This window comes from Rhizobium sp. SEMIA4064, from assembly GCF_003025035.1.
Taxonomy (GTDB): Bacteria; Pseudomonadota; Alphaproteobacteria; order Rhizobiales; family Rhizobiaceae; genus Rhizobium; species Rhizobium paranaense.
The window spans coordinates 490,803-517,502 of the sequence record NZ_PYJN01000019.1; the positions used below are offsets into that span (position 1 = coordinate 490,803).

General features: G+C 60.3%; 24 protein-coding genes and 1 pseudogene. 14 read left to right on the top strand and 11 right to left on the bottom strand.

From position 1 onward, the window contains the following. Positions 1 to 73: 73 nt before the first annotated feature. The 4 genes from C9E91_RS16075 to C9E91_RS16090 form a co-directional block, all read right to left on the bottom strand. A complete protein-coding gene (locus C9E91_RS16075) occupies positions 74 to 1,126 on the bottom strand; it encodes a sugar phosphate isomerase/epimerase family protein (protein ID WP_047628952.1) in 1,053 nt (350 codons plus the stop codon). Positions 1,127 to 1,385: 259 nt separating this feature from the next. Continuing rightward, entirely contained in the window at positions 1,386 to 2,333 is a 948-nt protein-coding gene (locus tag C9E91_RS16080) for a substrate-binding domain-containing protein (protein ID WP_107109264.1), read from the bottom strand. Between the two features lie 69 nt (positions 2,334 to 2,402). Further along, complete coding sequence (locus C9E91_RS16085) at positions 2,403 to 3,413, bottom strand: ABC transporter permease (RefSeq protein ID WP_107109265.1); 1,011 nt, start codon at positions 3,411 to 3,413, stop codon at positions 2,403 to 2,405. Between the two features lie 64 nt (positions 3,414 to 3,477). Further along, entirely contained in the window at positions 3,478 to 5,001 is a 1,524-nt protein-coding gene (locus C9E91_RS16090; protein ID WP_107109266.1) for a sugar ABC transporter ATP-binding protein, read from the bottom strand. 166 nt (positions 5,002 to 5,167) lie between these two features. Between C9E91_RS16090 and C9E91_RS16095 the strand changes: the two genes are divergently transcribed. Both C9E91_RS16095 and C9E91_RS16100 read left to right on the top strand, forming a co-directional pair. Then, complete coding sequence (locus C9E91_RS16095) at positions 5,168 to 6,193, top strand: LacI family DNA-binding transcriptional regulator (protein WP_107109267.1); 1,026 nt, start codon at positions 5,168 to 5,170, stop codon at positions 6,191 to 6,193. 12 nt (positions 6,194 to 6,205) lie between these two features. Then, entirely contained in the window at positions 6,206 to 6,562 is a 357-nt protein-coding gene (locus tag C9E91_RS16100) for a VOC family protein (protein WP_107109268.1), read from the top strand. A 40-nt stretch (positions 6,563 to 6,602) separates the two neighbouring features. On the opposite strand, the gene xylA is transcribed toward C9E91_RS16100, so the two are convergent. Next, a complete protein-coding gene (xylA, locus tag C9E91_RS16105) occupies positions 6,603 to 7,913 on the bottom strand; it encodes a xylose isomerase (protein ID WP_107109269.1) in 1,311 nt (436 codons plus the stop codon). Between the two features lie 54 nt (positions 7,914 to 7,967). Between xylA and C9E91_RS20170 the strand changes: the two are divergent. Then, positions 7,968 to 8,072, top strand: a pseudogene (locus C9E91_RS20170) (endonuclease domain-containing protein); the annotation flags it as partial. Positions 8,073 to 8,088: 16 nt separating this feature from the next. Here C9E91_RS20170 and xylB read toward each other — a convergent pair. From xylB to C9E91_RS16125, 4 genes are all read right to left on the bottom strand, one after another. Continuing rightward, a complete protein-coding gene (xylB, locus tag C9E91_RS16110; RefSeq protein WP_107109270.1) occupies positions 8,089 to 9,546 on the bottom strand; it encodes a xylulokinase in 1,458 nt (485 codons plus the stop codon). A gap of 39 nt (positions 9,547 to 9,585) precedes the next feature. Beyond that, positions 9,586 to 10,611, bottom strand: a complete 1,026-nt coding sequence (locus C9E91_RS16115) for a LacI family DNA-binding transcriptional regulator (RefSeq protein WP_107109271.1) — start codon at positions 10,609 to 10,611, stop codon at positions 9,586 to 9,588. 157 nt (positions 10,612 to 10,768) lie between these two features. Further along, the gene (locus C9E91_RS16120) at positions 10,769 to 12,367 is read right to left on the bottom strand and encodes a DHA2 family efflux MFS transporter permease subunit (protein WP_107109272.1); all 1,599 of its coding nucleotides are present in this window, start codon (positions 12,365 to 12,367) and stop codon (positions 10,769 to 10,771) included. Positions 12,368 to 12,382: 15 nt separating this feature from the next. Then, a complete protein-coding gene (locus tag C9E91_RS16125; RefSeq protein ID WP_107109273.1) occupies positions 12,383 to 13,612 on the bottom strand; it encodes an HlyD family secretion protein in 1,230 nt (409 codons plus the stop codon). A gap of 173 nt (positions 13,613 to 13,785) precedes the next feature. Here C9E91_RS16125 and C9E91_RS16130 point away from each other — a divergent pair, with 173 nt between their 5' ends. The 3 genes from C9E91_RS16130 (at position 13,786) to C9E91_RS16140 (ending at position 16,289) form a co-directional block, all read left to right on the top strand. Continuing rightward, the gene (locus C9E91_RS16130) at positions 13,786 to 14,466 is read left to right on the top strand and encodes a TetR/AcrR family transcriptional regulator (RefSeq protein WP_107109274.1); all 681 of its coding nucleotides are present in this window, start codon (positions 13,786 to 13,788) and stop codon (positions 14,464 to 14,466) included. A 104-nt stretch (positions 14,467 to 14,570) separates the two neighbouring features. Further along, positions 14,571 to 15,410, top strand: a complete 840-nt coding sequence (locus C9E91_RS16135; protein WP_107109275.1) for a GyrI-like domain-containing protein — start codon at positions 14,571 to 14,573, stop codon at positions 15,408 to 15,410. A 135-nt stretch (positions 15,411 to 15,545) separates the two neighbouring features. After that, complete coding sequence (locus tag C9E91_RS16140; RefSeq protein WP_107109276.1) at positions 15,546 to 16,289, top strand: TerC family protein; 744 nt, start codon at positions 15,546 to 15,548, stop codon at positions 16,287 to 16,289. A 34-nt stretch (positions 16,290 to 16,323) separates the two neighbouring features. Here C9E91_RS16140 and C9E91_RS16145 read toward each other — a convergent pair whose 3' ends face one another. After that, the gene (locus C9E91_RS16145; RefSeq protein ID WP_107109277.1) at positions 16,324 to 16,734 is read right to left on the bottom strand and encodes a hypothetical protein; all 411 of its coding nucleotides are present in this window, start codon (positions 16,732 to 16,734) and stop codon (positions 16,324 to 16,326) included. A gap of 364 nt (positions 16,735 to 17,098) precedes the next feature. Between C9E91_RS16145 and gltX the strand changes: the two genes are divergently transcribed. The 3 genes from gltX (at position 17,099) to C9E91_RS16160 (ending at position 20,489) form a co-directional block, all read left to right on the top strand. Further along, positions 17,099 to 18,556 carry a glutamate--tRNA ligase gene (gene gltX / locus C9E91_RS16150; protein ID WP_107109278.1) on the top strand — a complete coding sequence of 486 codons (1,458 nt, stop codon included), beginning with the start codon at positions 17,099 to 17,101 and terminating at the stop codon, positions 18,554 to 18,556. A gap of 15 nt (positions 18,557 to 18,571) precedes the next feature. Further along, entirely contained in the window at positions 18,572 to 20,068 is a 1,497-nt protein-coding gene (gene lysS, locus C9E91_RS16155) for a lysine--tRNA ligase (RefSeq protein WP_107109279.1), read from the top strand. Between the two features lie 136 nt (positions 20,069 to 20,204). Continuing rightward, a complete protein-coding gene (locus tag C9E91_RS16160) occupies positions 20,205 to 20,489 on the top strand; it encodes a hypothetical protein (protein ID WP_107109280.1) in 285 nt (94 codons plus the stop codon). A 40-nt stretch (positions 20,490 to 20,529) separates the two neighbouring features. Here C9E91_RS16160 and C9E91_RS16165 read toward each other — a convergent pair whose 3' ends face one another. Next, the gene (locus tag C9E91_RS16165; RefSeq protein WP_107109281.1) at positions 20,530 to 21,378 is read right to left on the bottom strand and encodes a hypothetical protein; all 849 of its coding nucleotides are present in this window, start codon (positions 21,376 to 21,378) and stop codon (positions 20,530 to 20,532) included. A gap of 194 nt (positions 21,379 to 21,572) precedes the next feature. Between C9E91_RS16165 and C9E91_RS16170 the strand changes: the two genes are divergently transcribed. The 5 genes from C9E91_RS16170 to C9E91_RS16190 all read left to right on the top strand — a co-directional run bounded on the left by C9E91_RS16170 (position 21,573) and on the right by C9E91_RS16190 (position 26,699). Continuing rightward, entirely contained in the window at positions 21,573 to 22,481 is a 909-nt protein-coding gene (locus C9E91_RS16170; protein WP_107109282.1) for a LysR family transcriptional regulator, read from the top strand. A gap of 138 nt (positions 22,482 to 22,619) precedes the next feature. Continuing rightward, positions 22,620 to 23,780 (top strand): ABC transporter substrate-binding protein, encoded by a 1,161-nt coding sequence (locus tag C9E91_RS16175; RefSeq protein WP_107109283.1) that lies wholly within the window; start codon positions 22,620 to 22,622, stop codon positions 23,778 to 23,780. A 165-nt stretch (positions 23,781 to 23,945) separates the two neighbouring features. Next, complete coding sequence (locus tag C9E91_RS16180; RefSeq protein WP_107109284.1) at positions 23,946 to 24,932, top strand: ABC transporter ATP-binding protein; 987 nt, start codon at positions 23,946 to 23,948, stop codon at positions 24,930 to 24,932. After that, on the top strand, positions 24,929 to 25,894 hold the full coding sequence (locus C9E91_RS16185; RefSeq protein WP_107109285.1) for an ABC transporter permease: 966 nt from the start codon (positions 24,929 to 24,931) through the stop codon (positions 25,892 to 25,894). The genes C9E91_RS16180 and C9E91_RS16185 overlap by 4 nt, the downstream gene beginning before the upstream one ends. Further along, positions 25,884 to 26,699: an ABC transporter permease gene (locus tag C9E91_RS16190; RefSeq protein WP_107109286.1), complete on the top strand. Its 816-nt coding sequence runs from the start codon at positions 25,884 to 25,886 to the stop codon at positions 26,697 to 26,699. Before C9E91_RS16185 ends, C9E91_RS16190 begins: the two co-directional genes overlap by 11 nt. Position 26,700: the final 1 nt, after the last annotated feature.

The following is a 26,700-nucleotide window of genomic DNA, read 5'->3' on the forward strand; positions in this document are numbered from 1 at the left end:
CCTGTCGCAATTTCGCTACGCTCAATCGCTCCAGCCCACCTTCTCCCCGCACTTGCCGGGCGAAGGGGCTTGATCAAAGCCCCAGCATGCGCCGGTTGGCCGCCTGGTCCGTGCCGCTGCCGGCGAAGTCGTCGAAGGCCTTTTCCGTCACGCGGATGATGTGCGCCTTGACGAATTCAGAGCCTTCGCGCGCACCGTCTTCGGGATGCTTCAGCGCGCACTCCCATTCGACCACGGCCCAGCCGTCGAAATTATTGGCGGTCATCTTCGAGAAGACGGCACCGAAATCGACCTGGCCATCGCCGAGCGAGCGGAAGCGGCCGGCGCGTTCGACCCAGCCCTGATAGCCGCCATAGACGCCCTGACGCCCGGTCGGATTGAACTCCGCATCCTTGACGTGGAACATCTTGATGCGGTCCTTGTAGATGTCGATGTTCTCGAGATAGTCGAGGCACTGCAGGACATAGTGCGAGGGATCGTAGAGCATGTTGGCGCGCGGATGGTTCTTCACGCGCTCCAGGAACATCTCGAAGGTGATGCCGTCATGCAGGTCTTCGCCCGGATGGATTTCGTAGCAGACGTCGACGCCGTTTTCGTCGGCATGATTGAGGATCGGCGTCCAGCGGCGAGCCAGTTCCTCGAAGGCGGTTTCGACGAGACCGGCCGGGCGCTGCGGCCAGGGATAGATGAAGGGCCAGGCAAGCGCGCCCGAGAAAGTCGCATGCGCCTTGATGCCCAGATGCTTCGAAGCTGTCAGGGCCATCTTCACCTGCTCGACGGCCCATTCCTGACGCGCCTTCGGATTGCCGCGCACTTCCGGCGCCGCAAAGCCGTCAAAGGCTTCGTCATAGGCAGGATGCACGGCGACGAGCTGCCCCTGAAGGTGGGTGGAAAGCTCCGTGACTTCGACGCCGTTGGCACGGGCAACCCCGGCGAATTCGTCGCAATAATCCTTGGAGGAGGCAGCCTTCTTCAGGTCGATGAGCTGGCTTGCCCAGGTCGGAACCTGCACACCGACATAGCCGGCATCGGCAGCCCATTTCGTGATCGAATCCCACGAGTTGAATGGTGCCGCGTCACCGGCGAACTGGCCAAGAAACAGGCCTGGACCCTTGATCGTCTTCATCAGTAATTCCTCCCTAATCGCGTTCTGTAAACGTTTCCGATGCCCTTCCAACCCATATCTAAGGCGGCCGGGATGCCGTAACCTCAAAAAATTATAGGGTCGTCGGGCTGAAAGTCGAATGCCTCATGACCTAATCACGGCCCGCCGCCGACGGCAAGAGGTACGTGCCGCAAAAATTGCCCGGGAGCGCGAAACGAAACGTCAGCCGCATGAAAAACGCCCACCGGAACCGGCGGGCGCATCCGTCTGGATCAACAGATCAGAACGGAGAATCGGCGAAGTAGAAGTCCTTGGCATTGTCCTTGGTGACCAAGGTCGCATCCAGGATATAATTGCCGCGAACCGGAACCTGGTCGTAGAAGTTGGCAGCCGTCAGCTCCATGGCCGTGCCGACCATCGCCGGCGGATAGAGCACATCGACCGGGATCAGCTTATCGCCGTCCATGACCTTTTTGACCATGTCCTTCGAGCCCGCGCCGGCGATGACATATTGGATGTCGGTGCGCTTGGCCTGGTCAATCGCCTGCAGCACGCCAACGGCCATATCGTCATCCTGGCACCATACGACGTCGATCTTCGGGAACTTCGTCAGATAGTCTTGCATGACCTTGAAAGCATCGTCGCGGTTCCAGTTGCCGTATTGCCGGTCGAGAACCTTGACGTTGGAGCCGGCGATACCCTTGTCGAAACCATCCTGACGCTGCTGGTCGATCGGGATCGGCAGACCGCGGATAACGACGACCTGAGCATTCGGGGTATGAGCCTTGATATATTCGCCTGCCGTCTGGCCGAGAGCAGGATTGTTGCCGGCAACATAGAGGTCGCGGACGGAATTGTCGTTGTTGCTCGGCGCGCGGTCGACGAGAGCGACGAACTTGCCCTTGTCCTTGACTTCCTTGATCGCATTGACCAGCGGATCAGGATCCGACGGCAGGATCACGAGAGCGTCGATGCCCTGGGTCTCAAGGTCCTGCACCGCATTTGCCTGACTTGCGGCATCGGGCGAGGTCTTGACGATGACATTCAGCCCGGGATGTTCCGCCATCAAGAGTTTGGCGACGCGTTCGGCGTGGAAGACGACGCCGGAGGTCCAGCCATGGTCCGCCGCCGGAATGGAAACACCGATGGTGACCTTCTTGTCCTCCGCATGGACCGTGCCGGCCAGAGCCGCCAGCACGACAGCCAGACCAATGAGTCTTTTACGCATATTTCATCCTCCCAGATAGAAACAGGGCATTGTCATAAAGACCGGGCGCCCCTTAGACCCGGTTATTCGCTATTTGCGAGCAAGCGAGCGCTGAACCAGCATGGCGACGATGATGATCGCGCCCTGGATGGCACTGAGCAGATATTCGCTGATGAAATTGGAAAGCAGCATGATGTTGCCGACCAGCTCGAGGATGAAGGCGCCGCAAATGGTCCCCCATACCCTGCCCGCTCCGCCCTTCAGCGCCGTACCGCCAACGACGACGGCCGTGATCGCCTGCAACTCCCACAAGCTACCCGTCGTTGCCGATGTCGAACCAAGCCGCGGCACGTAGAGAAGCACGGCGATCGACACACACAGGCCCTGGATGACGAAGGCGATGGTACGCACGCGATTGACCGCAACGCCGGAATAACGCGCAACGTCGCGATTGGAGCCGACGGCGATGACATGCCGGCCATAGCGGGTGCGATAAAGGATGAAGGCCGCAACTGCAGTGACCACGAGGATGACCGCGATCGGCACCGGCACGCCGAGCACGGAGCCATAATAGGCAGGCTTGTAAAGCGCCTGCAGATCCGCCGGGCGCAAGGTGATCGCGCCGCCCTGCGATAGCCAGGTCGTCAAGCCGCGATAGACGCCCATCGTGCCCAAAGTGGCGATGAACGGCTCGATCTTGCCCATGGTCGTGATCAGGCCATTGGCGAGGCCGCAGAGGAGACCGGCGACGATCGAGAACAACACGGCTGCAGCCAGCATCAGGGCCGGATCGGCTATGACGCCTGAATTCAGCAGGAGGATCATCAGGCTTGCGACGAAGGCGACCATGGCGCCAACCGACAAATCGAGATCGCCCGCCGAGATAACGAAGGTGGCTCCAACCGCGATGATCGCAATATAGGCGCATCTCGTCGCGACATTGGTGAGATTGGTCATGCCGATGAAGTTGGGGTTGACCAATGCGCCCACGATGAGAAGCAGAACCAAGGCCGCAAACGGCGCAACGGCCCTGAGATCGACATCCCGCCAGGACCGGCCTCGCCGGCCTGTCTTCCCGCTGCTGTCTTCGCCCACGCTCATATCCAAAACCAACCTCCCGTTCCCATCATGGCTGGGAATTCGCCTTGCTCTCTTGCAGCCGGGTTCAGGCCGCCGTCTTTTTCTTCAGGCCCGCCGCATAACGCATGATTTCCTGCTCGGAGATCTCATCCCCTTCAAGCACGCCGACGATCCGGCCTTCGCGCATCACGGCGATCCGCGTGCACAGTCCGATGACCTCGGGCATCTCCGACGAGACCACGATGATCGAATGGCCGTCTCGGGCCAGCGCCGAAATGAAATGGTAGATCTGCTGTTTCGTGCCGACATCGATGCCGCGGGTCGGCTCGTCGATGATGATGATTTGCGGTTCGGTCTCCATGACCTTCGCGAGAAGCAATTTCTGCTGATTGCCGCCGGACATGCGGCCAGCGATGATATTGCCGTCACGAACGCGGATGTCGAAACGGCGGCGTGCCCGCGCCAATGCGCTCGCTTCGCTCGAGGCGCTGAGATAGCCGAACTTGCCGTGCCGATCCAGGGACTGGAGGGTCAGGTTGACAGCCATGCCCGAACTCAGAAGCAGCCCCTTGGACTTGCGGTCCTTGGTCATATAGGCAAGGCCGGCATCGATGGCGGCATGCACATCATGCGGCGGCACGGAGTGGCCGTTGGCGACGACCTCACCGCCAGCACGCGAGCGCAGGCCGACGATCGCCTCCATCAGTTCGGTGCGGCCCGATCCGATCATGCCGGAAAAGCCCAATATTTCGCCCTTGCGCAGCTCGAAGCTCGCATCACGGACATAGCCCGTCGAAAGAGAACTGACGCTGAGCACGACCTTTTCGTCGACATCGGGCTCGTTCTTGGCGGGATAGAGGCTGGAGAGCTCCCGCCCAACCATCAACTGGGCAATCGATTCGCCGTCGAGCAGCGAGGTTTGCGATGTCTTCACCCATTGACCGTCGCGCAGCACCGTGACCCGGTCCGTCAGCTCCATGACCTCGTCGAGCTTGTGGGACACGAACACGAAGCTTGTTCCCTGGTCGCGCAGCTTGCGCACCTGTTTGAACAGGAAGTTGGTTTCCTCCCGCGACAGAACGGCGGTTGGCTCGTCCATGAAGACGATCCTGGCGTCCCGGCTGATCGCCTTGGCGATCTCCACCATCTGCTTGTCGGCGATGGAAAGCGTGCCGATCAGGGCGTTCACGTCGACATGCGATCCCAGGAGATCGAGGACACGCCGCGTTTCGGCGCGCATATATTTGCGGTCGAGCACGCCGAAACGCGTGACTTCACGGCCGAGAAACAGGCTCTCGGTAACGGTCAGATGTTCGGCGAGATTGAATTCCTGGTGGATGATGACAATGCCGAGCACTTCCGCGCCGCCGTTGGGCGGCAGCTTCACCACCTGGCCGTCGAGCAGGATCTCGCCTGAGCTTGGCTGCTCGAAACCGGAGAGAATTTTGACGAGCGTCGACTTGCCGGCGCCATTCTCGCCCATGAGCGCGTGGATCTCGCCGGCCCGAAGATCGAAATTGACGCTGAACAGCACCTGCACGCCGCTGAAGGACTTGGAAATTCGCCTCGCGGACAGCACTACCGCGCCGTCGACGGTCTCCGAACTCATTATTTCCTCCCTGTGGCCCCACACCACTTCCATGTTGTGTAAACCTTTACATAGTTTGTGTAAAGGTTTACATCATTGCATGTTGCACAATTTTACGCGGTCGCCTTTGATCTCCGCGGAAGTCTGTGTAGTGTCCGGTCCGAGACGAGACCCAAGGCAGAGCGCAGTGTCTAATTCCACGCCCGCAACTATCGAAGACGTCGCCCGCATTGCCAATGTTTCGATCGCAACGGTCTCGCGGGCAATCCATATGCCTGAGAAGGTCGCGAACTCGACGCGCCTGAAGGTCAACCAGGCAATCGCGGTCACGGGTTACACCACCAATGCCATGGCGCGCAGCCTGCGGCTTGGTCGGTCGAACATGATCCTCGTGGTCGCACCCGATATCGGTGACCCCAATTTCTCCAATATTCTCATCGGTTTGGAAAATGAGGCACGCTCGCACGGCTATGGCATCCTGATCGGCCACACGCAGAACGATGCTCAACGCGGGCTGGAATATCTGAAATTCCTGAACTCCAACCAGGCCGCTGGTTTGATCCTGTTCACCGGTATCCTGCCCTTCGGACATCAGACGATGACGGCCCGGCTTCCGCCGAGCGTCGGCGTCTTCGAGCCGGTCTTCAATGGGGGCATCCCCTATGTCGGCGTGGACGATATCGCCGGGGCGCGCAAGGCGATCGACCTCCTGATTGCCGAGGGTCATCGGAAAATTGCATTCATCGGCGATTCGCGCACCCGCCTCGCCTATAGCCGGCGGCGGATGGGCTATGACGCTGGGCTCGATGCCGCCGGTATCGGTACCGACCTCCGCATTGTGTTCGAGGGCGACGGCACTATCGAGAGCGGAAGGCTGGCCGTCGAGCAGCTTTTCATGCGTGACACGCTGCCGACAGCCTTCATGTGCGTCAACGATCAGACGGCCATCGGCGTGATGATCGGACTGAAGGCGCGCGGCTACGACATTCCGGGGGATTTCTCGGTGACCGGCTTCGACGATGTGCCGCAAGCCGTTTTCATGTCGCCCTCGCTGACGACGATCCGGCAGCCGCGCACAGCCATCGGCAAGCATGCGATGGCGCTCCTGCTCGAACTCCTGTCGGACGGCCAGCCGGCCGAGACGGAGATCCTGCTACGGCCCGATCTGGTGGTGCGCAACTCGGTCTCGACACCATCGCGCGCCCGGCGATAGGGACACGTCGCCATGCCGATCGGCAGACTCGTCCTCTACGCCCGCGATATGGAAGCGACGATCGGCTTTTACGAAAAACACTTCGGGTTCAGGCCGCTTCGACAGGACGGCGATCGAATTGTCGAGTTGCTGGCACCGGACGGCGGCGCCAATCTGATGATCCATCCCGCGGCAAAGACGCAGAAGATGGGTCAATCATTGGTGAAACTGGTCTTCGACGTCGAGCATGTCGAAGCTTTCCGCACCAAATGCGCCAGCGATGGGCTCGAATTCGGGCCTGTGCATCAGGCTGACGGCTACGTGTTCGCCAATGCCAAGGACCCCTGCGGGAATTCCATATCCATTTCGAGCCGCGCATTCAGGCGGTAGTGTGGGAGGCGGTGGATCACCGCCTCCCACATTTTGACGATCAAACGTAACGATTGACGATGTTTTCCAGGAGTTCCTGCTTGCCGGATTTCGGCTGCGGGTTGATGTCCTTGCTCTCGACCCACTGTGCGATCTGGTCGAGGGAGTATTCGCCGCGGAGCAGCTTCTGTCCTTCAGCGGAATCCCAGCCGGCATAGCGGTCGGCAAGCGGCTGCGACAGGGCCTTGTCCTCGATCATCTTGGCAGCAGCCTTGAGGCCGCGAGCACAGCAATCCATGCCGCCGATATGGCCGATCAACAGGTCTTCCGGATCGAGCGACTGACGGCGCAGCTTGGCGTCGAAGTTGGTGCCGCCGGTCTTGAAGCCACCGCCTGCCAGAACGTGGTAGTAAGCGAGCGACATTTCCGGAACATTGTTCGGGAACTGGTCGGTATCCCAGCCGGACTGATAGTCGTTGCGGTTCATGTCGATGGAGCCGAAGATGCCAAGGGCATTGGCAAGCGCCAGTTCATGCTCGAAGGAATGGCCGGCAAGGATCGCGTGACCCTGCTCGATGTTGACCTTCACTTCGTTTTCCAGGCCGTTCTTCTTCAAGAAGCCGTAGACGGTCGCGACGTCGTAATCATACTGATGCTTGGTCGGTTCCTGCGGCTTCGGCTCGATCAGGATCGTGCCCTTGAAACCGATCTTGTGCTTGTACTCGACCACGAGGTTGAGGAAGCGGCCCAACTGGTCCAGCTCACGCTTCAGGTCTGTGTTGAGCAGGGTTTCGTAGCCTTCGCGGCCGCCCCATAGAACGTAGTTTTCACCACCGAGCTTGTGCGTTGCGTCCATGCAGGTCTTCACGGTCGCGGCCGAGAAAGCGAAGACATCCGGATCCGGATTGGTCGCAGCACCCGACATGAAGCGGCGGTTGGAGAAGAGGTTCGCCGTACCCCAAAGCAGCTTGACGCCCGTTTCGGCCTGCTTCTGTGCGAAGTAGTCAACGATCTCGTTGAGGTTCTTAGTATTCTCGGCGAAATTCTTGCCTTCCGGGCGCACGTCGGCGTCGTGGAAGCAGTAGTAAGGCGCACCCAGCAGGTTGAAGAATTCGAAGGCAACATCGGCCTTCAGCTTGGCCGCTTCCATCGTGTCCTGGAACCATGGGCGGAGGAAAGTCTGGCCACCGAAGGGGTCGCCGCCCGGCCAGGTGAAGGTGTGCCAATAAGCAACGGCAAAACGCAGGTGGTCTTCCATGCGCTTGCCGAGAACCACTTCTTCCTTGTTGTAGTGACGGAAGGCCAGCGGATTGGTGCTCTCGGGGCCTTCGTATTTCACTTTCTTGATGTCACCAAAAAATCCGGTGCTCATGTCCTGTCTCCTTGGGTTTGGGATATTTGCTAGTGTTCTTCATTTGTCGGTAACGCCCCCTCATCCGACCCTTCGGGCCACCTTCTCCCTCGTGGGGAGAAGGTATGGGCGGCTACCGCAAGCTCCGTCGTTCCCTCTCCCTCCGGGGAGAGGGCTAGGGTGAGGGGGTCTCACCTCAAACTATGCTCAGCGCCTTGATCGCCGGATAAAGCGCCCGGTAGCGCTTGTAGGCGTCGGCATAGGCATCCGTCAGCGAAGCGACCGGATCGATCGTGCCGGCGGTTTTCGGCGGTGTGCAGACCTCGACCGGGTCGGCGCCGGTTGCCGCGATCAGGCCGAGACGGGCGGCACCGAAAGCGGCCCCGAAATCGCCGTCGGCCGGCAAATCGACGGGAACGCCGAGCGCGGTCGCGATCGAGGCCAGCCAGTAGCGTGAGCGCGAGCCGCCGCCAATGGCGGTGACGCGGGCGATATCGGTCCCTGCCGAGCGCAGCGCTTCCAGATTGTCACGAATGGCGAAGCTGACGCCTTCGAGCACCGCCTGCGTGAGCACGGCGCGGCTGCTCTCATGGCCGAGACCGATGAAAGCGCCACGGATGGTCGCATCATTATGCGGAGTGCGTTCGCCGGAAAGGTAGGGAAGGAAGGTGACGCCAGACGGTGCCTTCAGCGTATCCCCGACTTCACCGGTGAGTTCGGCGGCCGATTTGCCGGTGACACTCGAATGCCAGTTCAACGCATCCGTCGCCGACAGGATGACGCCCATCTGGTGCCAGGTGTTCGGCAGCGCGTGGCAGAAGGCATGAACGGCGCTTTCCGGCTTCGGCAGGTAAGAGCCGTTGGCGGCAAAGAGCACGCCGGATGTACCGAGCGACACAAAGGCGGCGCCATGGCTGACTGTACCCATGCCGCAGGCCGAAGCCGCGTTATCCCCTGCCCCGCCGGCCAAGACGACGTCGCCGGAAATACCCCAGCTCGAGGCCAGTTCGCCGCGCAGCTTGCCGGCGGCTTCCGTGCCTTCCACCAGCGTCGGCATCTGCTTTTCATCGAGATTGGTCGCGGCGAGCAGCTCGGAAGACCATTTGCGCTTGCCCGTATCCAGCCAGGAGGTACCGGCGGAATCGGACATTTCCGACATATGTTCGCCCGTCAGCCAAAGACGCAGATAGTCCTTCGGCAGCAGCACCCAACGCACCTTGGAAAAAATCTCCGGCTCATGCTTGGCGACCCAGGCAAGCTTCGGTGCGGTGAAGCCGGGGAACACGATGTTGCCGGTCAAGGCGCGGAAGCGCGGATCGGCGTCGAGAGCGGCAGCTTCCTGATAGCTGCGCGTGTCGTTCCAGAGAATGCAGGGACGCAGCACCTTGTCGTCGGCATCGAGCAGCGTCGCGCCGTGCATCTGGCCGGATAGGCCAATACCCCGCACCGCAGCCAATTCCTTCGGATGCGCCGCCTTCAGGCCGGCGACCGCTTCCTCGGTGGCGCGAATCCAGTGCGCCGGCTCCTGTTCCGACCAGCCCGGATGCGGACGCGACACGTCGAGCCCGCCATTGGCCGATCCGATGATCTTCTGGTTGCCGTCGATCAGCATCGCTTTGACGCCGGACGTTCCGAGATCAAGACCCAAATACATCAGATGTAACTCCCTATGCTCTGCCGCAGATTTCGATGGTCAGGGCAGATTGTCCTTCAAGAAAATGTCGAGGCGGATGCGCTCCTGGCCGGCAATCACATCCTGGCCGTCCGCCGTCGCCTTCATGACGCGTATGGCACTGCGCACCTCATGGCCGGCGTCCTGGTTGAGAACGGCATCGATGGTGCCGTCCAGCAACGCGATGCGGGTGTGTTCGGTCAGCTCGTGCACGACGACCGTCAGCTCGCGCCCCTGCCCGGTCTCCTTCAGTGCCCTAAGCAGACCGCGATTACCGGCGCCGAGGCTATAGATGCCGATGATACTGTTGCTGCCGGACAGCGCCTCGGAGACGAGCGTGTTGGCGATTTCCGGATCGTCACGGCCTTCGAGCACCGGCAGCAGGCGCAATTGCGGAAATTCCGCTGCCATGACGGAGGAAAATCCTTCCAGGCGCTCACGATGGTCGCGCACCAGCATGGACCCGGCGAGAACGGTGATGTCGCCCTTGCGCCCGCCGAGAAAACGGCCGAGCAGCCGGGCAGCCGTCCGGCCTGCGGCAATATTGTCGACGCCGGCATAGTGGTGCCGGGTGGAACCGGTGAGATCGGAAACGAGCGTGACGACGGGGATGCCTGACGCTACCAGCCGATCGACGGCGGCGCGCACCTCCGGCGCGTCGGTTGCTACCAGGGCCACGCCGGCGAGCTCCTGCCCCTGCAGCGCGTCAAGCTCGGCTACCAGCGCCGGCGGGTCGAAGGCCGGCACTTCCACGATGCGAATTTCAGTGCGATCGAAGGTCGAACGCGTCATCGCCTGGCGCACTTCGCCATAGAGGCCGTGCATAAAGGAATTGTCGCCGGTCGGCAGGATGAAGACGAGCGGATAGACACGGCCCTTGGCAAGATTGGCAGCTGCCACGTCACGGACATAGCCGATGTCACGGATCGCAGCTTCCACCTTCTCGCGCGTCACGAGACGCACGCCCGGGCGCCGGTTCAGTACACGATCCACAGTCGCAAGGCTAACGCCCGCGGCAGCGGCGATATCGTAAACGGTGGGTCTCATCAGCTCCTCCTGATGAAATCCTTACTGCGAATTCTGATGTACGTAAATCAAAAATTTTCGAAGCCTGAAGTTTCCTGTCGATCAGCACGAAAGGAAAAAGGCTTCTCGATCCGAGAAGCCTTTTAATTACAGATGGATAGTAGAAAAATGGTTAAGCCTAGTGGCCACCGCCGCCCGCGCCTTTCGGGGGCGCATTCGGTTTGCTGAGCATCAACACGCCAACGATCATCGCCAGGAACAATACCGTCAGCATCAGGAAGACGTCGCCGAAAGCCATGATGACCGCCTGTTGCTCCGCCATGTTGACCAACTGCTTTAATGCCGCCTGCGCACCGTCCAGGCCGTTGGCATCAAAATTGGCCGTCATATTGTGGATCTTGTCGATGGCGGCGGGGCTCCCCCAATGCACATGATCGCGCAGATGCATGTAGTGGGTGTCCTGGCGGGTACTAAGCACGGTATTGATGATGGCGAGCCCGACGGCACCGCCGAGGTTGCGGGTCAGGTTGAACAGGCCGGAAGCCCCGCGCATGCGGGCGGGAGGCGTGGTTCCGAGCGCAATGTTGTTGATCGGCACCATGCACAACATCAGCCCGAAGCCACGAAGAATCTGCGGAATGAAGAGCTCCCAGAAATCCCAGTCCGTCGTCAGGCCGGTCATGATCCACGTTCCGGCCGCGAAACTGCAGAAGCCGATGATCATCATGATCCGCAGATCCATCTTGCCGGCAAGAATACCGGCGAGAGGCGCGGTGAAGAACATTGCGAGGCCCGAGACGAACATCGTCTCGCCGATCATCAGCGAATCATATCCGCGAATCCGGCCGAGATAGACGGGATAAATATAGGTCAGACCATAAAGCCCGATGCCCATGACGAAAGAGAACATTGAACCGAACGCGAAGTTCTTGTTGCCGAAGGCCCTCAAATCGACGACGGGAAACTCGACGGTAAAGGCCCGGTAGAAGAAGACGAGCGCGGCAATCGCGGAGGCGATCGCTGCAATCACGATATAGTTGTCGTTGAACCAGTCGTTGGTGTTGCCCTCTTCAAGCACATATTCCAGCGCGCCGAGAAACAGCGCCATGGAAAACAATCCCCACCAGTCGAACTTCTTCATCAACGACAGCTCCGGCTTGTCGAAGTCGATGAAATTCCAGGTGACGAGGGTGACGACGATGCCAGGGCCGATATTGACGAGGAACAGCCAGTGCCAGGAAAATGCGTGGCTGAGATAGCCGCCGACCGTCGGGCCGATGGTCGGGGCAAGCGTTGCGATCAAACCGATGATCGGCGACACGACGTTGCGCTTCGATGGCGGAAAAATGGTGAAGGCAGCCGCGAAAACCGATGGAATCATGCCGCCGCCGATAAAGCCCTGCAGCGCACGATAGACGATCATCTGATCGATGTTGGTCGCCGTGGCGCAAAGGCCGCTGGCGATGGTGAAGCCGGCAGCGGAGATCGCGAAAAGATATCGTGTCGAGATGATGCGAGCCAATGTTCCCGAAAGCGGGATCATGATGACTTCAGCGATCAGATAGGCCGTTTGCACCCAAGGAATTTCATCCGAGCCGGCGCTGAGGCCAGCTTGGATTTCACTGAGAGAGGCGGAAACCACCTGGATGTCCAGGATCGACATGAACATGCCGAGCACCATCGCAAAGAAAGCGATGAGCTTACGGGGGTCCATGTGATCCGCCGCTGGCGCGACGGGACCGGCTGTCGAACCTACGGTCGCTGCTGTCGAGGCCATCGGCGCTCTCCGAATTTAGTTACTCGCCAACCCGACTCGATCGGGCGCAGTGCGGGTATCGACATCGACGACGACACTCAGACCGGCACGCAGACGACCGCTGTCGAGTGCATCCTGCGGCAACGCGATACGAACCGGCACGCGCTGGACCACCTTGGTGAAGTTGCCGGTCGCATTTTCAGGCGGCAGCAGCGAGAAGACCGAACCGGAAGCCGGCGAAATCGACTCTACCGTGCCGACGATCGGATGATCGCTGTAGGCATCGACATGCACGTTGACCTTGGAACCGGCAACCAGATGCTGGATCTGCGTTTCCTTGAAATTGGCGTCGATATAGAGCTGGCGGGTCGGAACGATCGCCATCAGCTTCTGGCCGGGCGAAACGAGATCGCCTTCCTGAACCGAACGGTTGCCGACAACGCCGTCATAAGGAGCCTTCAGCACGGTGAAGGAGAGATCGCGAGCAGCCTTGTCGCGAGCGGCCTCCAGGCCCTTGATCGTGCTTTCGGCCTGACGGCGCTGCGCCTGCAGCAGATTGATATTGGCCTGAGCCGACGCAATGGCGGCATCGCCGCCGACGAGATTGGCCTTGGCCTGATCGAGGGCGATATTGGCGCTGTCCAGCGACGCGGTGGTGCCGACGGACTTCGACTGAAGTTCGGCGGCGCGGGTCTGGGTGATCTGCGCACCGCGTACCGTCGCTTCCAACGCGACCTTCTGGGCCTGCGACTGGGCAAGCGCAGCCTGGCCGGCGGCAATCTGCGCGTCGATGGTGTGCAGCGACAATTGCTCGGTGTCGAGCGAAGCCTGGGCCTGCTCGAGCGCGAGCTTATAGTCGCCGTCGTCGAGCGTGGCGAGCACATCGCCCGCCTTGACCAACTGGTTGGCAACGACGTTCACCTTGGCGACATAGCCCGTCACCTTCGGCTGGATGGTCGCGATGTCACCTTCGATATAGGCGTCGTCGGTCGATACCAGGAAACGGCCGTTCGTCCACCAGTCATAGCCGTACCAGCCGCCGGCGACGAGCGCCACAACGGCAACGATCGGAAGCACCAGGCTGCGCCGCTTCTTCTCGGCCGGCGGTGGGGCCGCCTGAACCGGAGCAGCAGGCGCAGCCTGGGCGGGGGGTGGGCTGTTGGGCTTTTCCGCGGCAGGAGCCTCGGCGGATGCGCCGGTATCCGGAGCCTCCACTTCGACATCATCAACGATGCGCGCTATATTGTTACTATGACTTGATGACATTGCTCTACCACCGGACATCTGGGTAAAATAATCGAACCGAACGGTTCAGTTCAGTTCAGTTCAGTTGACATAGATCGTTTTTCATTCCATATCAAGTCTTATCGAACCACCCGGTTCGATTTAATTAACGAATCTGATTAAGATTCAGGAAAAGTGATCGAGCGAAGGAGACGATGAAGCACGAACCGCAAAATGTCGCCGTCTTGAACGCACCTGCTTCAGGGGGGCGTTGGGCCGCCGGAGAAGACCCCGTCAAACGCCAGCAGATTCTGGATGGTGCTACGCGTGTCTTCATGAAAATGGGGTTCGATGCCGCGAGCATGAACGACGTCACGCGCGAAGCAGGCGTCTCCAAGGGCACGCTCTACGTCTATTTCGCCAATAAGGAAGACTTGTTCTCCGCCATGATCGACAGTGAGCGGGCGCGTTTCGTCGAGACCGTACGCACCGCACTTGCCGATGACATCGATGTGGCAACCAGTCTTTATGAATTCGGCATGGTGTTCGTGACCCATGTCACATCGGACAAGACCATCAGCGCCATGCGCACCGTCATTGGTGTTCGCGAACGCATGCCAACCCTCTGTCAACGCTTCTTCACCGGCCCGGAAAATCTGCGCACCGTTTTGCGCGGCTTTCTCGAACGCCAGGTTGCGGTCGATCGCCTCCGCATCGAGGACTTCGATATGGCCGCCCGCCATTTCCTCGACATGGCCAGCGGCAGCTATTTCAAGCTGAGACTGTTCGGCGACATGGATTTCCCTCCCTCGAAAGATGAGATCGACTATGTCGTGCGCGGCGCCGTTCGCGTCTTCATGGCGGCTTATGGTAACAATCGGAAAGATCAGGCCTGACCGCCTTCCGATAGCCAGCGGATAGCCACCGCAATCCCGCAATCGCGATCAAACCCGGTAGCCGGTCGGCGCCTAACAATGGGCGCGCAACCAGGGAATCGAACATGAGCGCGATCGGAAGAGCAATATGGTTTATCGAAAGCCACTTCTCGTCTGATATCTCGCTGGACGAGATTGCCGATACGGCTGGCCTGTCGCGCTATCATCTGTCGCGCGTCTTCGGGCTCACCACCGGCCATTCGATCAGCGGCTACGTCAGGGGCCGGCGCCTTAGCGGGGCAGCTCTTGCGCTGATCAACAGCTCATCGACCATTCTCGAGGTTGCCCTCGATGCGGGCTATGGCTCGCATGAGGCTTTCACCCGTGCCTTCCGCGAGCAATTCGGCATGACGCCGGACAGTTTGCGCAAGCAGGGGCACGCCCGAAACCTTGTTTTGCTGGAGCCGATCAGAATGGACGACACCCGCCTCCCCAAACTCGATGCGCCACGTTTCGAGACCCGCCCCGCAATGCTGCTTGCCGGCCTTGCGGAAACCTATGCCTGTGAAGCCACACAGGGGATTCCCTCGCTATGGCAGAAATTCAATCAGCATTTCGGCCATATTTCCGGCCAAGTGGGCAATGTCGCCTATGGCGTCTGCACCCAGAATGAAGGCGACAGCGAAAGCTTCCGCTATATGTCTGCCGCCGAGGTCACTTCGGACGACGATCTGCCGGAAGGCTTTACGACCCTGAAACTGCCACAGCAGCGCTATGCCGTCTTTACCCATCGCGGCCATATTTCCGGCATCTCCGCCACCGTGCAGCAGATCTTCGGTGATTGGCTGCCGCAATCCGGTCACCAGCACGGCGGCGTGCCAGACATGATGGAGCGTTACGACGACCGTTTCGACCCGCGCACCGGCATGGGCGTAACGGAGATCTGGATTCCTCTGAAGGCATAGAAATATGCGCGCCGTCCGCGAAAATAATGGCGGCGCTTGCACCTGCGATTTCGCTCCTTACATAAACGATCGCTATCAAGGAGCCGGAGCTGGGGGTCAGCGTCGGCAGACGCTGACCAGAGGAAAAATTCATCGATGGATATTGTTGGTTTGGTGCAGGACCCGAGCGCATGGGTTGCGCTTGTCACCCTCGTCGTCATGGAGGTGGTTCTCGGTATCGACAACCTCATCTTCATCTCGATCCTGACCAACAAGCTGCCGCCCGAACACCGGGAAAAAGCCCGCCGGATCGGCATCGGTCTCGCCTTGGTCATGCGCCTTGCCCTGCTCGGCACTGTCGCCTGGATCGTGCAGCTCACCGAACCGGTCTTCGAAATCTTCGGCCAGGGCTTCTCCTGGAAGGACATGATCCTGATCAGCGGTGGCCTGTTCCTGGTCTGGAAGGCAACCAAGGAAATCCATCACAATGTCGACCCCGCCGAACAGGGCGAGGATTTCATCGCCAAATCGACCACGACCGGCTTTGCCTCGGCTATTGGCCAGATCTTGCTGCTCGATCTCGTCTTTTCAATCGACAGCATCATCACGGCCGTCGGCATGACGCCGCATCTGCCGATCATGTTCATCGCCGTCATCGCCGCTGTCACCGTCATGCTGGTAGCCGCCACGCCGCTCGCCAACTTCATCGAGAAGAACCCGACCATCGTCATGCTGGCGCTCGCCTTCCTGCTGATGATCGGCACGACACTAATCGCCGAAGGCATGGGCTTCCATGTTCCCAAGGGCTATGTCTACGCCGCAATGGCCTTCTCCGCCGTGGTCGAGGCGCTGAATATGCTGGCACGAAACCGGCGGAAAAAGCTATCCGGCGGCCATTGACGGGAAATATCCGCACCCAAAACGGGTGCGGCCATCAATCCTGGACGTGGACGTCGACCGACTCGCCGATATTACCGCGTCCGTAAATATCGACCTTGATCCAGACATTGCCGCGAGCGATCAGGTTGGCGGCATCACCGGCGATATTGCCGCTTGCCAGCATGGCTTCCAGCTTCTGGCGATTGGATGCCTCCGAAAAGAAGCTGTCGCCCTCGTCGCCGCGATCACGACGGCGATAGGCATAATAGTTGGCGCGATCCTGCCGGATAATCTGCCAAGGCAACGTCAGACGCTCTCCCTTGGAATTATAAAGATCGTCGTTGCCTATATAGGCACGATAGGACTCGATCAGATGTGTCGAGCTGTCACGCGTAATGGTCGATTGGGCCGCTGCTGCGTCGAACATGGCGGTCGCCAATATGAAGCTTAAAACTAGTTTCTTCATTGTTTTCCTCGCGGTGAACGATTGAAGACCTATGTCGTCACTGCCGCGAAAATTGCAAATAAAATTCGACAAGCGAGCCGCTTTTATCCCCCTGGTTTTATGAAGGGTAAAAATGCCTGGCGAAATTGAGAGATCGGCTCGAATCGATGCGACGCAAGGTCGGCACCTCTGCCCGGGCAATCCGGCGGCGCAGTTTCCCTTGACGTTACCCGTTGAATATGGCCTAAGGCCTGCCAAACGGAAAACGCGGGATTGAAGCGGCAAGACGCCCTTTTCCGGCCGGTTTCCTGATCCAGATAAACATCTCCAGCCGGGCAGCGCTTATCCCAAGCAGCGGCCTGGCTTTTTCTGACGGGCAAACAAGATGACAACATCAGGCGTTCGCGTCCGCATCGCACCCTCCCCCACCGGCGAGCCGCATGTCGGCACCGCTTACATCGCGCTGTTCAATTATCTCTTCGCCAAGAAGCATGGCGGCGAGTTCATCCTGCGTATAGAAGACACGGACGCGACACGCTCGACGCCGGAATTCGAAACCAAGGTGCTCGACGCGCTGAAATGGTGCGGCCTGAAATGGTCCGAAGGCCCCGATATCGGCGGTCCCTACGGTCCCTATCGCCAGAGCGACCGCAAGGACATCTACAAGCCCTTCGTCGAGAAGATCGTCGACGCCGGCCATGGCTTCCGCTGCTTCTGCACGCCCGAGCGCCTGGAAAAGATGCGCGAAGCCCAGCGCGCCGCCGGCCTGCCGCCGAAGTATGACGGACACTGTTTGAACCTGACGGCCGAGGAAGTCTCGACGCGCGTTGCCGCCGGCGAGCCGCATGTCGTGCGCATGAAGATCCCGACCGAAGGCTCCTGCAAATTCCATGACGGCGTCTATGGCGATGTCGAAATTCCGTGGGATGCAGTCGACATGCAGGTCCTGCTCAAGGCCGACGGCATGCCGACCTATCACATGGCCAACGTCGTCGACGACCATCTGATGAAGATCACCCATGTCGCGCGCGGCGAGGAATGGCTCGCTTCGGTGCCGAAGCACATTCTGATCTATCAGTATCTCGGCCTCGAACCGCCGCAGTTCATGCACCTGTCGCTGATGCGCAATGCCGACAAGTCGAAGCTGTCGAAGCGCAAGAACCCGACGTCGATCTCCTATTACACCGCGCTCGGCTATATTCCCGAGGCGCTGATGAACTTCCTCGGCCTGTTCTTCATCCAGATCGCCGAAGGTGAAGAACTTTTGACCATGGACGAGCTTGCCGAAAAGTTCGATCCGGAAAACCTCTCCAAGGCCGGCGCGATCTTCGATATCCAGAAGCTCGACTGGCTGAACGGCCGCTGGATCCGCGAAAAGCTCTCGGAAGAAGAGTTCCAGCATCGTGTGCTCACCTGGGCGATGGAAAACAGCCGGCTGCGGGAAGGCCTGAAGCTGTCGCAGTCGCGCATCTCCAAGCTCGGCGAACTGCCCGACCTGACCGGTTTCCTGTTCAAGTCCGACCTCAATCTCGATCCCTCGGCTTTTGCCAAGATCAAGTCGACGCCGGAAGAGCTGTTGGAAATCCTGAACACAGTGCAGCCGGACCTCGAAAAGATCCTCGAATGGAATGTCGAGACGATCGAAGCCGAGCTGCGCGCCATTGCCGACCGCATGGGCAAGAAGCTGAAGGTGGTGGTTGCTCCCCTCTTCGTGGCCGTCTCGGGCTCATCGCGCTCGCTGCCGCTGTTCGACAGCATGGCGATCCTCGGCCGCGCCGTCGTGCGCCAGCGGCTGAAACTTGCCGCCCAGACCGTTGCGACCCTCGTCGGCCCGAAGAACTGAACCGGACTTAGAACCATGAACGACAAGACCGAAACCGCCTCCCTCTCGTCCGATGCTACGGAAGTCCGCGCGCAGAAGCTGAAGCTGCTGCGCGAGCAGATCGGCGACGTCTATCCGGCCCACTTTCACCGGACACTGACCAACGCTGAACTGGCGGAGAAATACGAGGGCCTGGAGCCGGACACCGAGACCACGGATGTCGTCACCGTCGCCGGCCGCGTCTATTCCTCGCGCAATTCCGGCATGTTCATGGATATCCACGATGCGTCGGGCAAGATCCAGATCTTCAGCCACAAGGACGTAACCGGCGAAGAGGCCCGTGCCCTGCTGCCGATGATCGATATTGGCGACATCATCGGCGTGACAGGCGTCGTGCGCCGCACGAAGCGCGGCGAGCTGACGATCAATGCCCAGCAAATCACCATGCTGACGAAGTCGCTATTGCCGATGCCGGAAAAGTGGCACGGCCTGTCCGACATCGAGCTGCGCTATCGCAAGCGCCATCTCGACATCATGACCAATGAAGAATCGAAGCTCCGCTTCCAGCAGCGCAGCCGCATCGTCTCCGGCATCCGCCGCTTCATGGAGAATGACGGCTTCATGGAAGTCGAGACGCCGATGCTGCATTCGGTCTATGGCGGCGCCACCGCCGAGCCCTTCAAGACGCATCACAACACGCTGAAGCTCGACATGTACCTGCGCATCGCGCCGGAACTGTTCCTGAAGCGCACGCTGGTTTCCGGCCTCACCGACAAGGTCTTCGAAATCAACCGCAACTTCCGCAACGAAGGCGTCTCCACCCGGCACAATCCCGAATTCACGATGATGGAGTGCTACTGGGCCTATGCCGACTACGAGGACATCATGGACCTCGTCGAGCGGCTGTTTTCGACGCTCGCCATGGCGATCCATGGCAGCACCGAATTCGCCTTCGGCGACAAGCAGATCTCCTTCAAGGGTCCGTTCCGCCGCGTACCGATGCCCGATGCCGTCAAGGAAGCCACCGGGATCGACTTCCTGGCGATCAAGACCGACGAAGAAGCCCGCGCCGCTTCCAAGGCTGCCGGCTTCGCCGTCGAGAAGGACGCGACCTGGGGCGAATGCCTTGCCTTCATCTTCGAAGAGAAGGTCGAGGGTACGCTGATCCAGCCGGCACACGTCACGCATTTCCCGAAGGACATCTCGCCCTTCGCCAAGGAAGTGCCGGGCGAACCGCGCCTCGTCGAACGCTTCGAGACCTATTGCAACACCTGGGAACTCGGCAACGCCTTCTCGGAACTCAATGATCCGGAAGAGCAGCGCGCCCGCATGGTCGAGCAGCTCGAACAGGCCCATGCACGCGGCGAGAAGCAGAAGGCACTGGACGAGGAATTCCTCGACGCCATCGACCAGGGCATGCCCCCTGCCGGCGGCCTCGGCATCGGCGTCGACCGCCTCATCATGCTGCTGACCAATTCGCCGTCGATCCGCGACATCATCCTCTTCCCGGCGCGGCGCAGCAAAGCCGATTAAGACGATTTCGTACAGACGACAGGCCGCCCGGCTAAGCCATGGCGGCCTTTTTTCGTTGGGCCATTGCTTGCGGATTGCGTATAAGTCCCCCAACGCGCGGCGAATCCTCGCCATCCGGAAACAAGAGGCACGAAACATGACTGAGAACGAAAACCAGACCGCGGACGCCGATCATGAACGGCAGCGCCTCGCCGATCTCGCCGAAATCGGCGATGTCGATCTGGCGCAATTCGCGCCGGGCACGTTCGGTTGCCATGAGGCGATGCATACGACCTCGCTCATGCTCGACATGACCGACGACCATCTCTTGCAACACCCCGCCATCCTCGCCATTCCGGAATTCTACCGTCTCGCCGGTGACGTCCACGAAGCACTGTTCGCGCTTTATCAGGCGATCGGCGAGAAACATCTGGCGGATTGAGGGAATACCTTGGTCCCCGTAAGGCCAAGAATGCCTACCTTCAATTCGTGACCGGTGACCGCCGGCTGCTGGCGCCTGTCATGGTCGGATCCAGACCTGGCGATGGCGCCGCATCCGGTTGGGTCGCGTCGGCGCCAATGAAGCTGCCGGTATTGTTGCCCTCGGGCGGAAGACTGCTTTTTGACGCGGGAGGATTCTGTTCAGGAGGCGTCGCCGGCGTATCCTCTTTTTCCTCGCGGGCGACGGCTTTCTGTTCGGCGGCCTCGGCGGCTTTCTGTTTGTCCTTCTTGGCGCTGCCGCCGCCCTCGTTCTCGGCCGCCAGCGGATTGTCGCAGTCGCTGTGATCCTGCAGCGCCGCCAGCGCCTCATCGATATCCTTGGGCAGCATGTTGATCTGTTCGCCATAGAACAGACCTTGGGCGCTCGCACCGCCATTATAGTAGCGCGCCGTCACCGGCTCTTCGGCGGCGCCATCGGCGATCTTGTCGGGATGCGGCACATAGACGACGTCAGCCCCCAGCGCCCGACCGCGAATATCGGACCGTAATGTCGGGCCGTTCTGATCGAGAACGACGACCTGAACAAGATCCGGTTTTTGCTCGTCATAGACTGCTTTGGCAACGCGAAGCGCCGTTTTGACGCGCGTCAGACCATCGGTCGGATCAGTGCGGATATATTTGCGCACCCAGACCCGGTTTTCCTTGCGGATGGTAACGAGGTTGACGTCGCTGCATTTCAAGCCATTCGGGGAGGCCGAGGCAAGACCCAGAAGCTTGTCCTTGCCGATATAAAGCGCGAAGACGCCGGAGCAGCCTATCAGCAAGGCCACTCCGCCGATGATGAAAACAAGCTTCCGGGATGGCCGGAAAATGTGCAGTAAGGCGCTCACGCCAACTGCTCCACCATAGAGCACTCCAACGCGACAAGATGATCAACTCTCACGTTAGGGATATCGCGTTTCGGAATACTTAAAGAAGAGGTGAATCTTGCGCCGCTCGCATTTCCGTTACCAAAAAAGGTCCAAGCCTTTCAGACCGATGCCGGTTCTTGCCATACACGTTAAACCCATGCTCTAACCTATATATGGCCTTCACTTTGAGACAGCTTCAGTATTTCGTCGCCGTGGCGGAACAGGGCTCCATTACCCGTGCGGCACAGAACCTGTCGATCTCGCAATCCTCGGTCACCGAAGCCCTGAAAGAGCTGGAAAGCGATCTTGGCGTCGAGCTTTTCGACCGCCATCCGCGTGGTCTCTCTATCACCCACAACGGCCACCAGTTCCTGCGCCACGCCACAAAAATCCTCGCGACCGTTTCCGATGCGCGCACCAGTTTTTCCAGCCAGCAGAATGAGGCCGGCGGCACGTTGAACATCGGGGTCACCTCGCTCGTTGCCGGTTATGTGCTGTCCGATCTCCTGGCGCGTTACCGTCGTGCCTGCCCCGGCGTCGAAGTCAGCGCCATCGAAGACAATGGCGGTTATCTCGAACACCTGCTGGTCGGCGGCGAACTCGATGTCGCCGTCATGGTCATTTCCAACCTGCGCGACCGCATGGCGCTGCAGGCGGAAATCCTTGAGACATCCCCCTATCGCCTCTGGCTGCCCATAGGCCACCCCCTGGTTTCCGCCGATATCATCAGCGTCGCCGACATCACCCGCGAACCGCTGATCATGCTGACCATCGACGAGATCGAGGAGAATACCGGCAAGCTGCTGACGGCGCTCGGCGCCCGCCCGCATGTCGCCTTCCGTACCCGCTCCGTCGAGGCGGTCCGTAGCCTGGTGGCCACGGGCGCCGGCGTAGCGCTGCTACCGGACCTCGTCTACCGCCCCTGGTCGCTGGAAGGAGATCGGATCGAAAGCCGCGATGTCTCCGGCGCGCTGCCGGTCGTGCAAGTCGGCATGGTCTGGCGCAAGGGTTCCAGCCTGCCGCAGGCCGCCCGCGATTTCGTCGGCATTGCCGAGGCCATGCGTTCGGGCCGCCAAAGATAGCAGCTATCGGAAATTCCGATATCGACTTTCTGATAAATGAATTTGCGAATACGGCAAAATAGCGTCACCTTTTTCTCCGGGAACAAAACGCCAGAAACTGGCTCCGATACCAACTGGCTCAAGAACCGGGAGAGTTTGATGAAGCATCTGCTGAAACCATGCACGGCTGCGCTCGCATGTTTAAGTTTCGCCACGCAGGTCATCGCCGCTGAGCCGCTGAAGACGCTCGGCAAAGGCGAAGGTGCCGTCAGCATCGTTGCTTGGTCCGGCTATATCGAGCGCGGCGAGAGCGACAAGAATTACGATTGGGTCACCCAATTCGAAAAGGACACGGGCTGCAAGGTGAGCGTTAAGACCGCCGCCACCTCCGATGAAATGGTCGCGCTGATGAACGAAGGCGGCTTCGATCTTGTGACCGCCTCAGGCGACGCGTCGCTGCGCCTCGTTGCCGGCAAGCGTGTCCAGCCGATCAACACCGATCTGATTCCGAGCTGGAAAAATCTGGATGAACGTTTGAAAAATGCGCCATGGCATACCGTCAACGGTGTGCACTACGGCGTGCCCTATCTCTGGGGGCCGAACGTGCTGATGTACAATACCGACACCTTCAAGGATCAAGCACCCAAGAGCTGGAAAGTCGTCTTCGAGGAAATGACCCTGCCGGACGGCAAGTCCAACAAGGGCCGCGTTCAGGCCTATGACGGCCCGATCTATATCGCCGATGCTGCGCTTTATCTGATGGCCCACAAGCCGGAACTCGGCATCAAGGACCCCTACGAACTCAACGAAGACCAGTACAAGGCCGCCCTCGACCTTCTGCGCGGCCAGCGCAAGCTCGTCAGCCGTTATTGGCACGATGCGATGATCCAGACGGACGACTTCAAGAACGAAGGCGTCGTCGCTTCCGGCTCCTGGCCCTTCCAGGTGAACCTGCTGCAGGCGGACAAGCAGAAGATCGGCTCGACCTTCCCGGATGAAGGCACGACCGGATGGGCCGATACCACCATGCTGCATGCCGACAGCGAGCATCCGAACTGCGCCTATATGTGGATGGAACATTCGCTGCAGGCCAAGGTACAGGGCGATGCAGCCGCCTGGTTCGGTGCGGTGCCCTCGGTTCCCGCCGCCTGCAAGGGCGACGAGCTCCTGACCGACAGCGGCTGCGCCACCAACGGCTACGACCATTTCGACAAGATCAAGTTCTGGAAAACCCCGGTTGCCAAGTGCACGACGGAGAGCGAATGCGTACCCTACCATCGCTGGGTTTCAGACTATATCGGCGTGATTGGGGGCAGATAGTTCACGCCGATAATGGCGACCGCCTCTCCAGCCTAAGAGCGCGATCGCATCGGGACGATGAGGGGCCCGAATCTGACGCCCCTCATCGCCTCGTCGAGCCTCTTCCAAACGGAGAGGCGCGACGGAACAATATGCCCTTCACCTCCGCATACCCGGGAGCATCCCATGACCGCCGTTCGTTTCCAGCAGGTATCGCGCCATTTCGGCCAGGTCCGCGCCGTTGACCGCGTCGATCTGGAGATCGCGTCCGGCGAATTCTTTGCCATGCTCGGTCCCTCGGGCTCCGGCAAAACCACTTGCCTCAGGCTGATTGCCGGTTTCGAGCAACCGACCGGCGGCCATATCGAGATCTTCGGCGAAACCGCCGAGGGCGTGCCGCCCTATCGTCGCAACGTCAACACCGTCTTTCAGGACTACGCCCTCTTTCCGCATCTCAATATCCTCGACAACGTCGCCTATGGGCTGATGGTCAAGGGCATCGGCAAGACCGAAAGGCTGAGAGCCGCCGAACAGGCGCTCGAATTGGTGAAGCTGCCGGGTTATGGCAACCGCCGCCCCGGCCAGCTCTCCGGCGGCCAGCGCCAACGCGTGGCGCTCGCCCGCGCACTCGTCAACAAGCCGAAGGTGCTGCTGCTCGACGAACCGCTCGGCGCACTGGACCTGAAACTGCGCGAGCAGATGCAGGAGGAGCTGAAGAGCCTTCAGCGGGCGCTCGGCATCACCTTCGTCTTCGTCACCCACGATCAGGGCGAAGCTCTCTCCATGGCCGACCGCGTCGCCGTCTTCAACAATGGCAGGATCGTGCAGGAGGGCACGCCGCACGATATCTATCAGCGGCCGAAGACCCGGTTCGTCGCCGATTTCGTCGGTTCTTCCAATGTAATCGCCCCTGAGACGATGTCATCGCTCGGCGGCGAACGACGCTGGGCAAGCCTGCGGCCGGAAGCGATACGACTGACGCAGGATGCCGGCGTTCCGGCGACGGTGCAGGCGACGAGCTTCCTCGGCGCCGCCACCCGGCTTTCGGTGGAAGCGCAGGGCACGCGCATGCATGTCACCCTGCCCGCCGGCCAACCCATTCCCGACACCGGCGCCTCGGTGCGCATCGCCTGGCTGCCTGCCGATATTCATTACATGGACGACGCCGCATGACAGCCGCCGCCATCGCCGCACCCGCGGCCACCTCGATCCTGCCACGCCGGGGCGGTTTCTTCGGCCGCCTCTCCGATCTCTTCTGGCGCCACCCGAAGCTGCTGCTCTTCCTGATGTTGACGCCGCCGCTGCTCTGGCTCGGCATCATCTATATCGGCTCTCTGATCGCGCTGCTGCTGCAGAGCTTCTTCTCGATCGACGACTTCTCCGGGATGGTGAACTACGAATTCACGCTGGCGACCTATGCGCAGCTTTTGAATTCCGCCAATTTCGACATCATCATCCGCACGGTCATCATGGCGGCGCTGGTAACTATCGCCTCCTCCTTCGTCGCCTTCCCCATCGCCTATTATGCGGCGCGGTACGCCAAGGGAAAATGGAAGGCGCTGTTCTATCTCGGTGTCATGCTGCCGCTCTGGTCGAGCTATCTGGTCAAGGTCTATGCCTGGAAGCTGATCCTCGCCAAGGAAGGCATTTTGACCTGGCTTTTCGACAAGCTCTGTCTCGGCTGGCTGCTCGACGGCGTGCTCAACCTGCCCATCGTCGGCGGCAATTCGCTGTCGGTGAGTTATATCGGTACCTTCCTCGTCTTCGTCTATATCTGGCTGCCCTATATGATCCTGCCGACGCAGGCAGCCCTTGAGCGCGTGCCCACCAATCTCCTCGAAGCCTCGGCCGATCTCGGCGCCACGCCGAACCAGACCTTCCGCACGGTGCTGCTGCCACTGGCGCTGCCCGGCGTCGTCGCCGGCTCGATCTTCACCTTCTCGCTGACGCTTGGCGATTATATCATCCCGCAGATCATCGGCTCTTCGCGCCTCTTCATCGGCCAGGCCGTCTATGCGCAGCAGGGCACGGCCGGCAACGTGCCGCTCGCCGCCGCCTTTTCGGTCGTGCCGATCGTCATCATGGCCATCTATCTCTGGATCGCCAAGAAACAGGGGGCTTTCGATGCGCTCTGATCGCGGCCAACAGGCTTCCCTGCCCTTGAAGATCGGCGCCACCTGCGGGCTGCTCTTCCTGCATCTGCCGATCCTGCTGATCTTCGTCTATGCCTTCACGACCGAGGAAAAGAGCTACCAATGGCCGCCGCCGGGCCTCACCCTGCAATGGTTCGGCATTGCCTGGAACCGGCCGGATGTCTGGTCGTCCTTGGCGCTGTCGGTGCAGGTAGCGACCGTCGCAACCGCGATCGCTCTGGTGCTCGGGACGCTCTGTGCTGCCGCCGTCAGCCAGACAAAATTCTTCGGCCGCGAGGCAATCTCGCTGCTGGTGATCCTGCCGATCGCGCTTCCCGGCATCATCACCGGCATAGCGCTGCGCTCGGCCTTCAGCCTGTTCGATATTCCCTTCTCCGTCTGGACGATCGTTCTCGGCCACGCCACCTTCTGCGTCGTCGTGGTCTATAACAACGCCGTCGCCCGTTTCCGCCGCACCTCCGGCTCGCTGATCGAAGCCTCGATGGACCTCGGCGCCGACGGTTTCCAGACCTTCCGCCATATCATCCTGCCGAATATAGGCACGGCGCTACTCGCCGGCGGCATGCTCGCCTTCGCGCTGTCCTTCGACGAAGTCATCGTCACCACCTTCACCGGTGGCCAGCAGATGACCTTGCCGATCTGGATGCTGGAAGAGTTGATCCGTCCACGCCAGCGCCCCGTCACCAATGTCGTCGCCATGGTCGTGGTGCTCGTCACCTTCCTGCCGATCCTGGCAGCCTACTATCTTACCCGCGACGGCGACCAGATCGCCGGCGGCGGCAAATGAA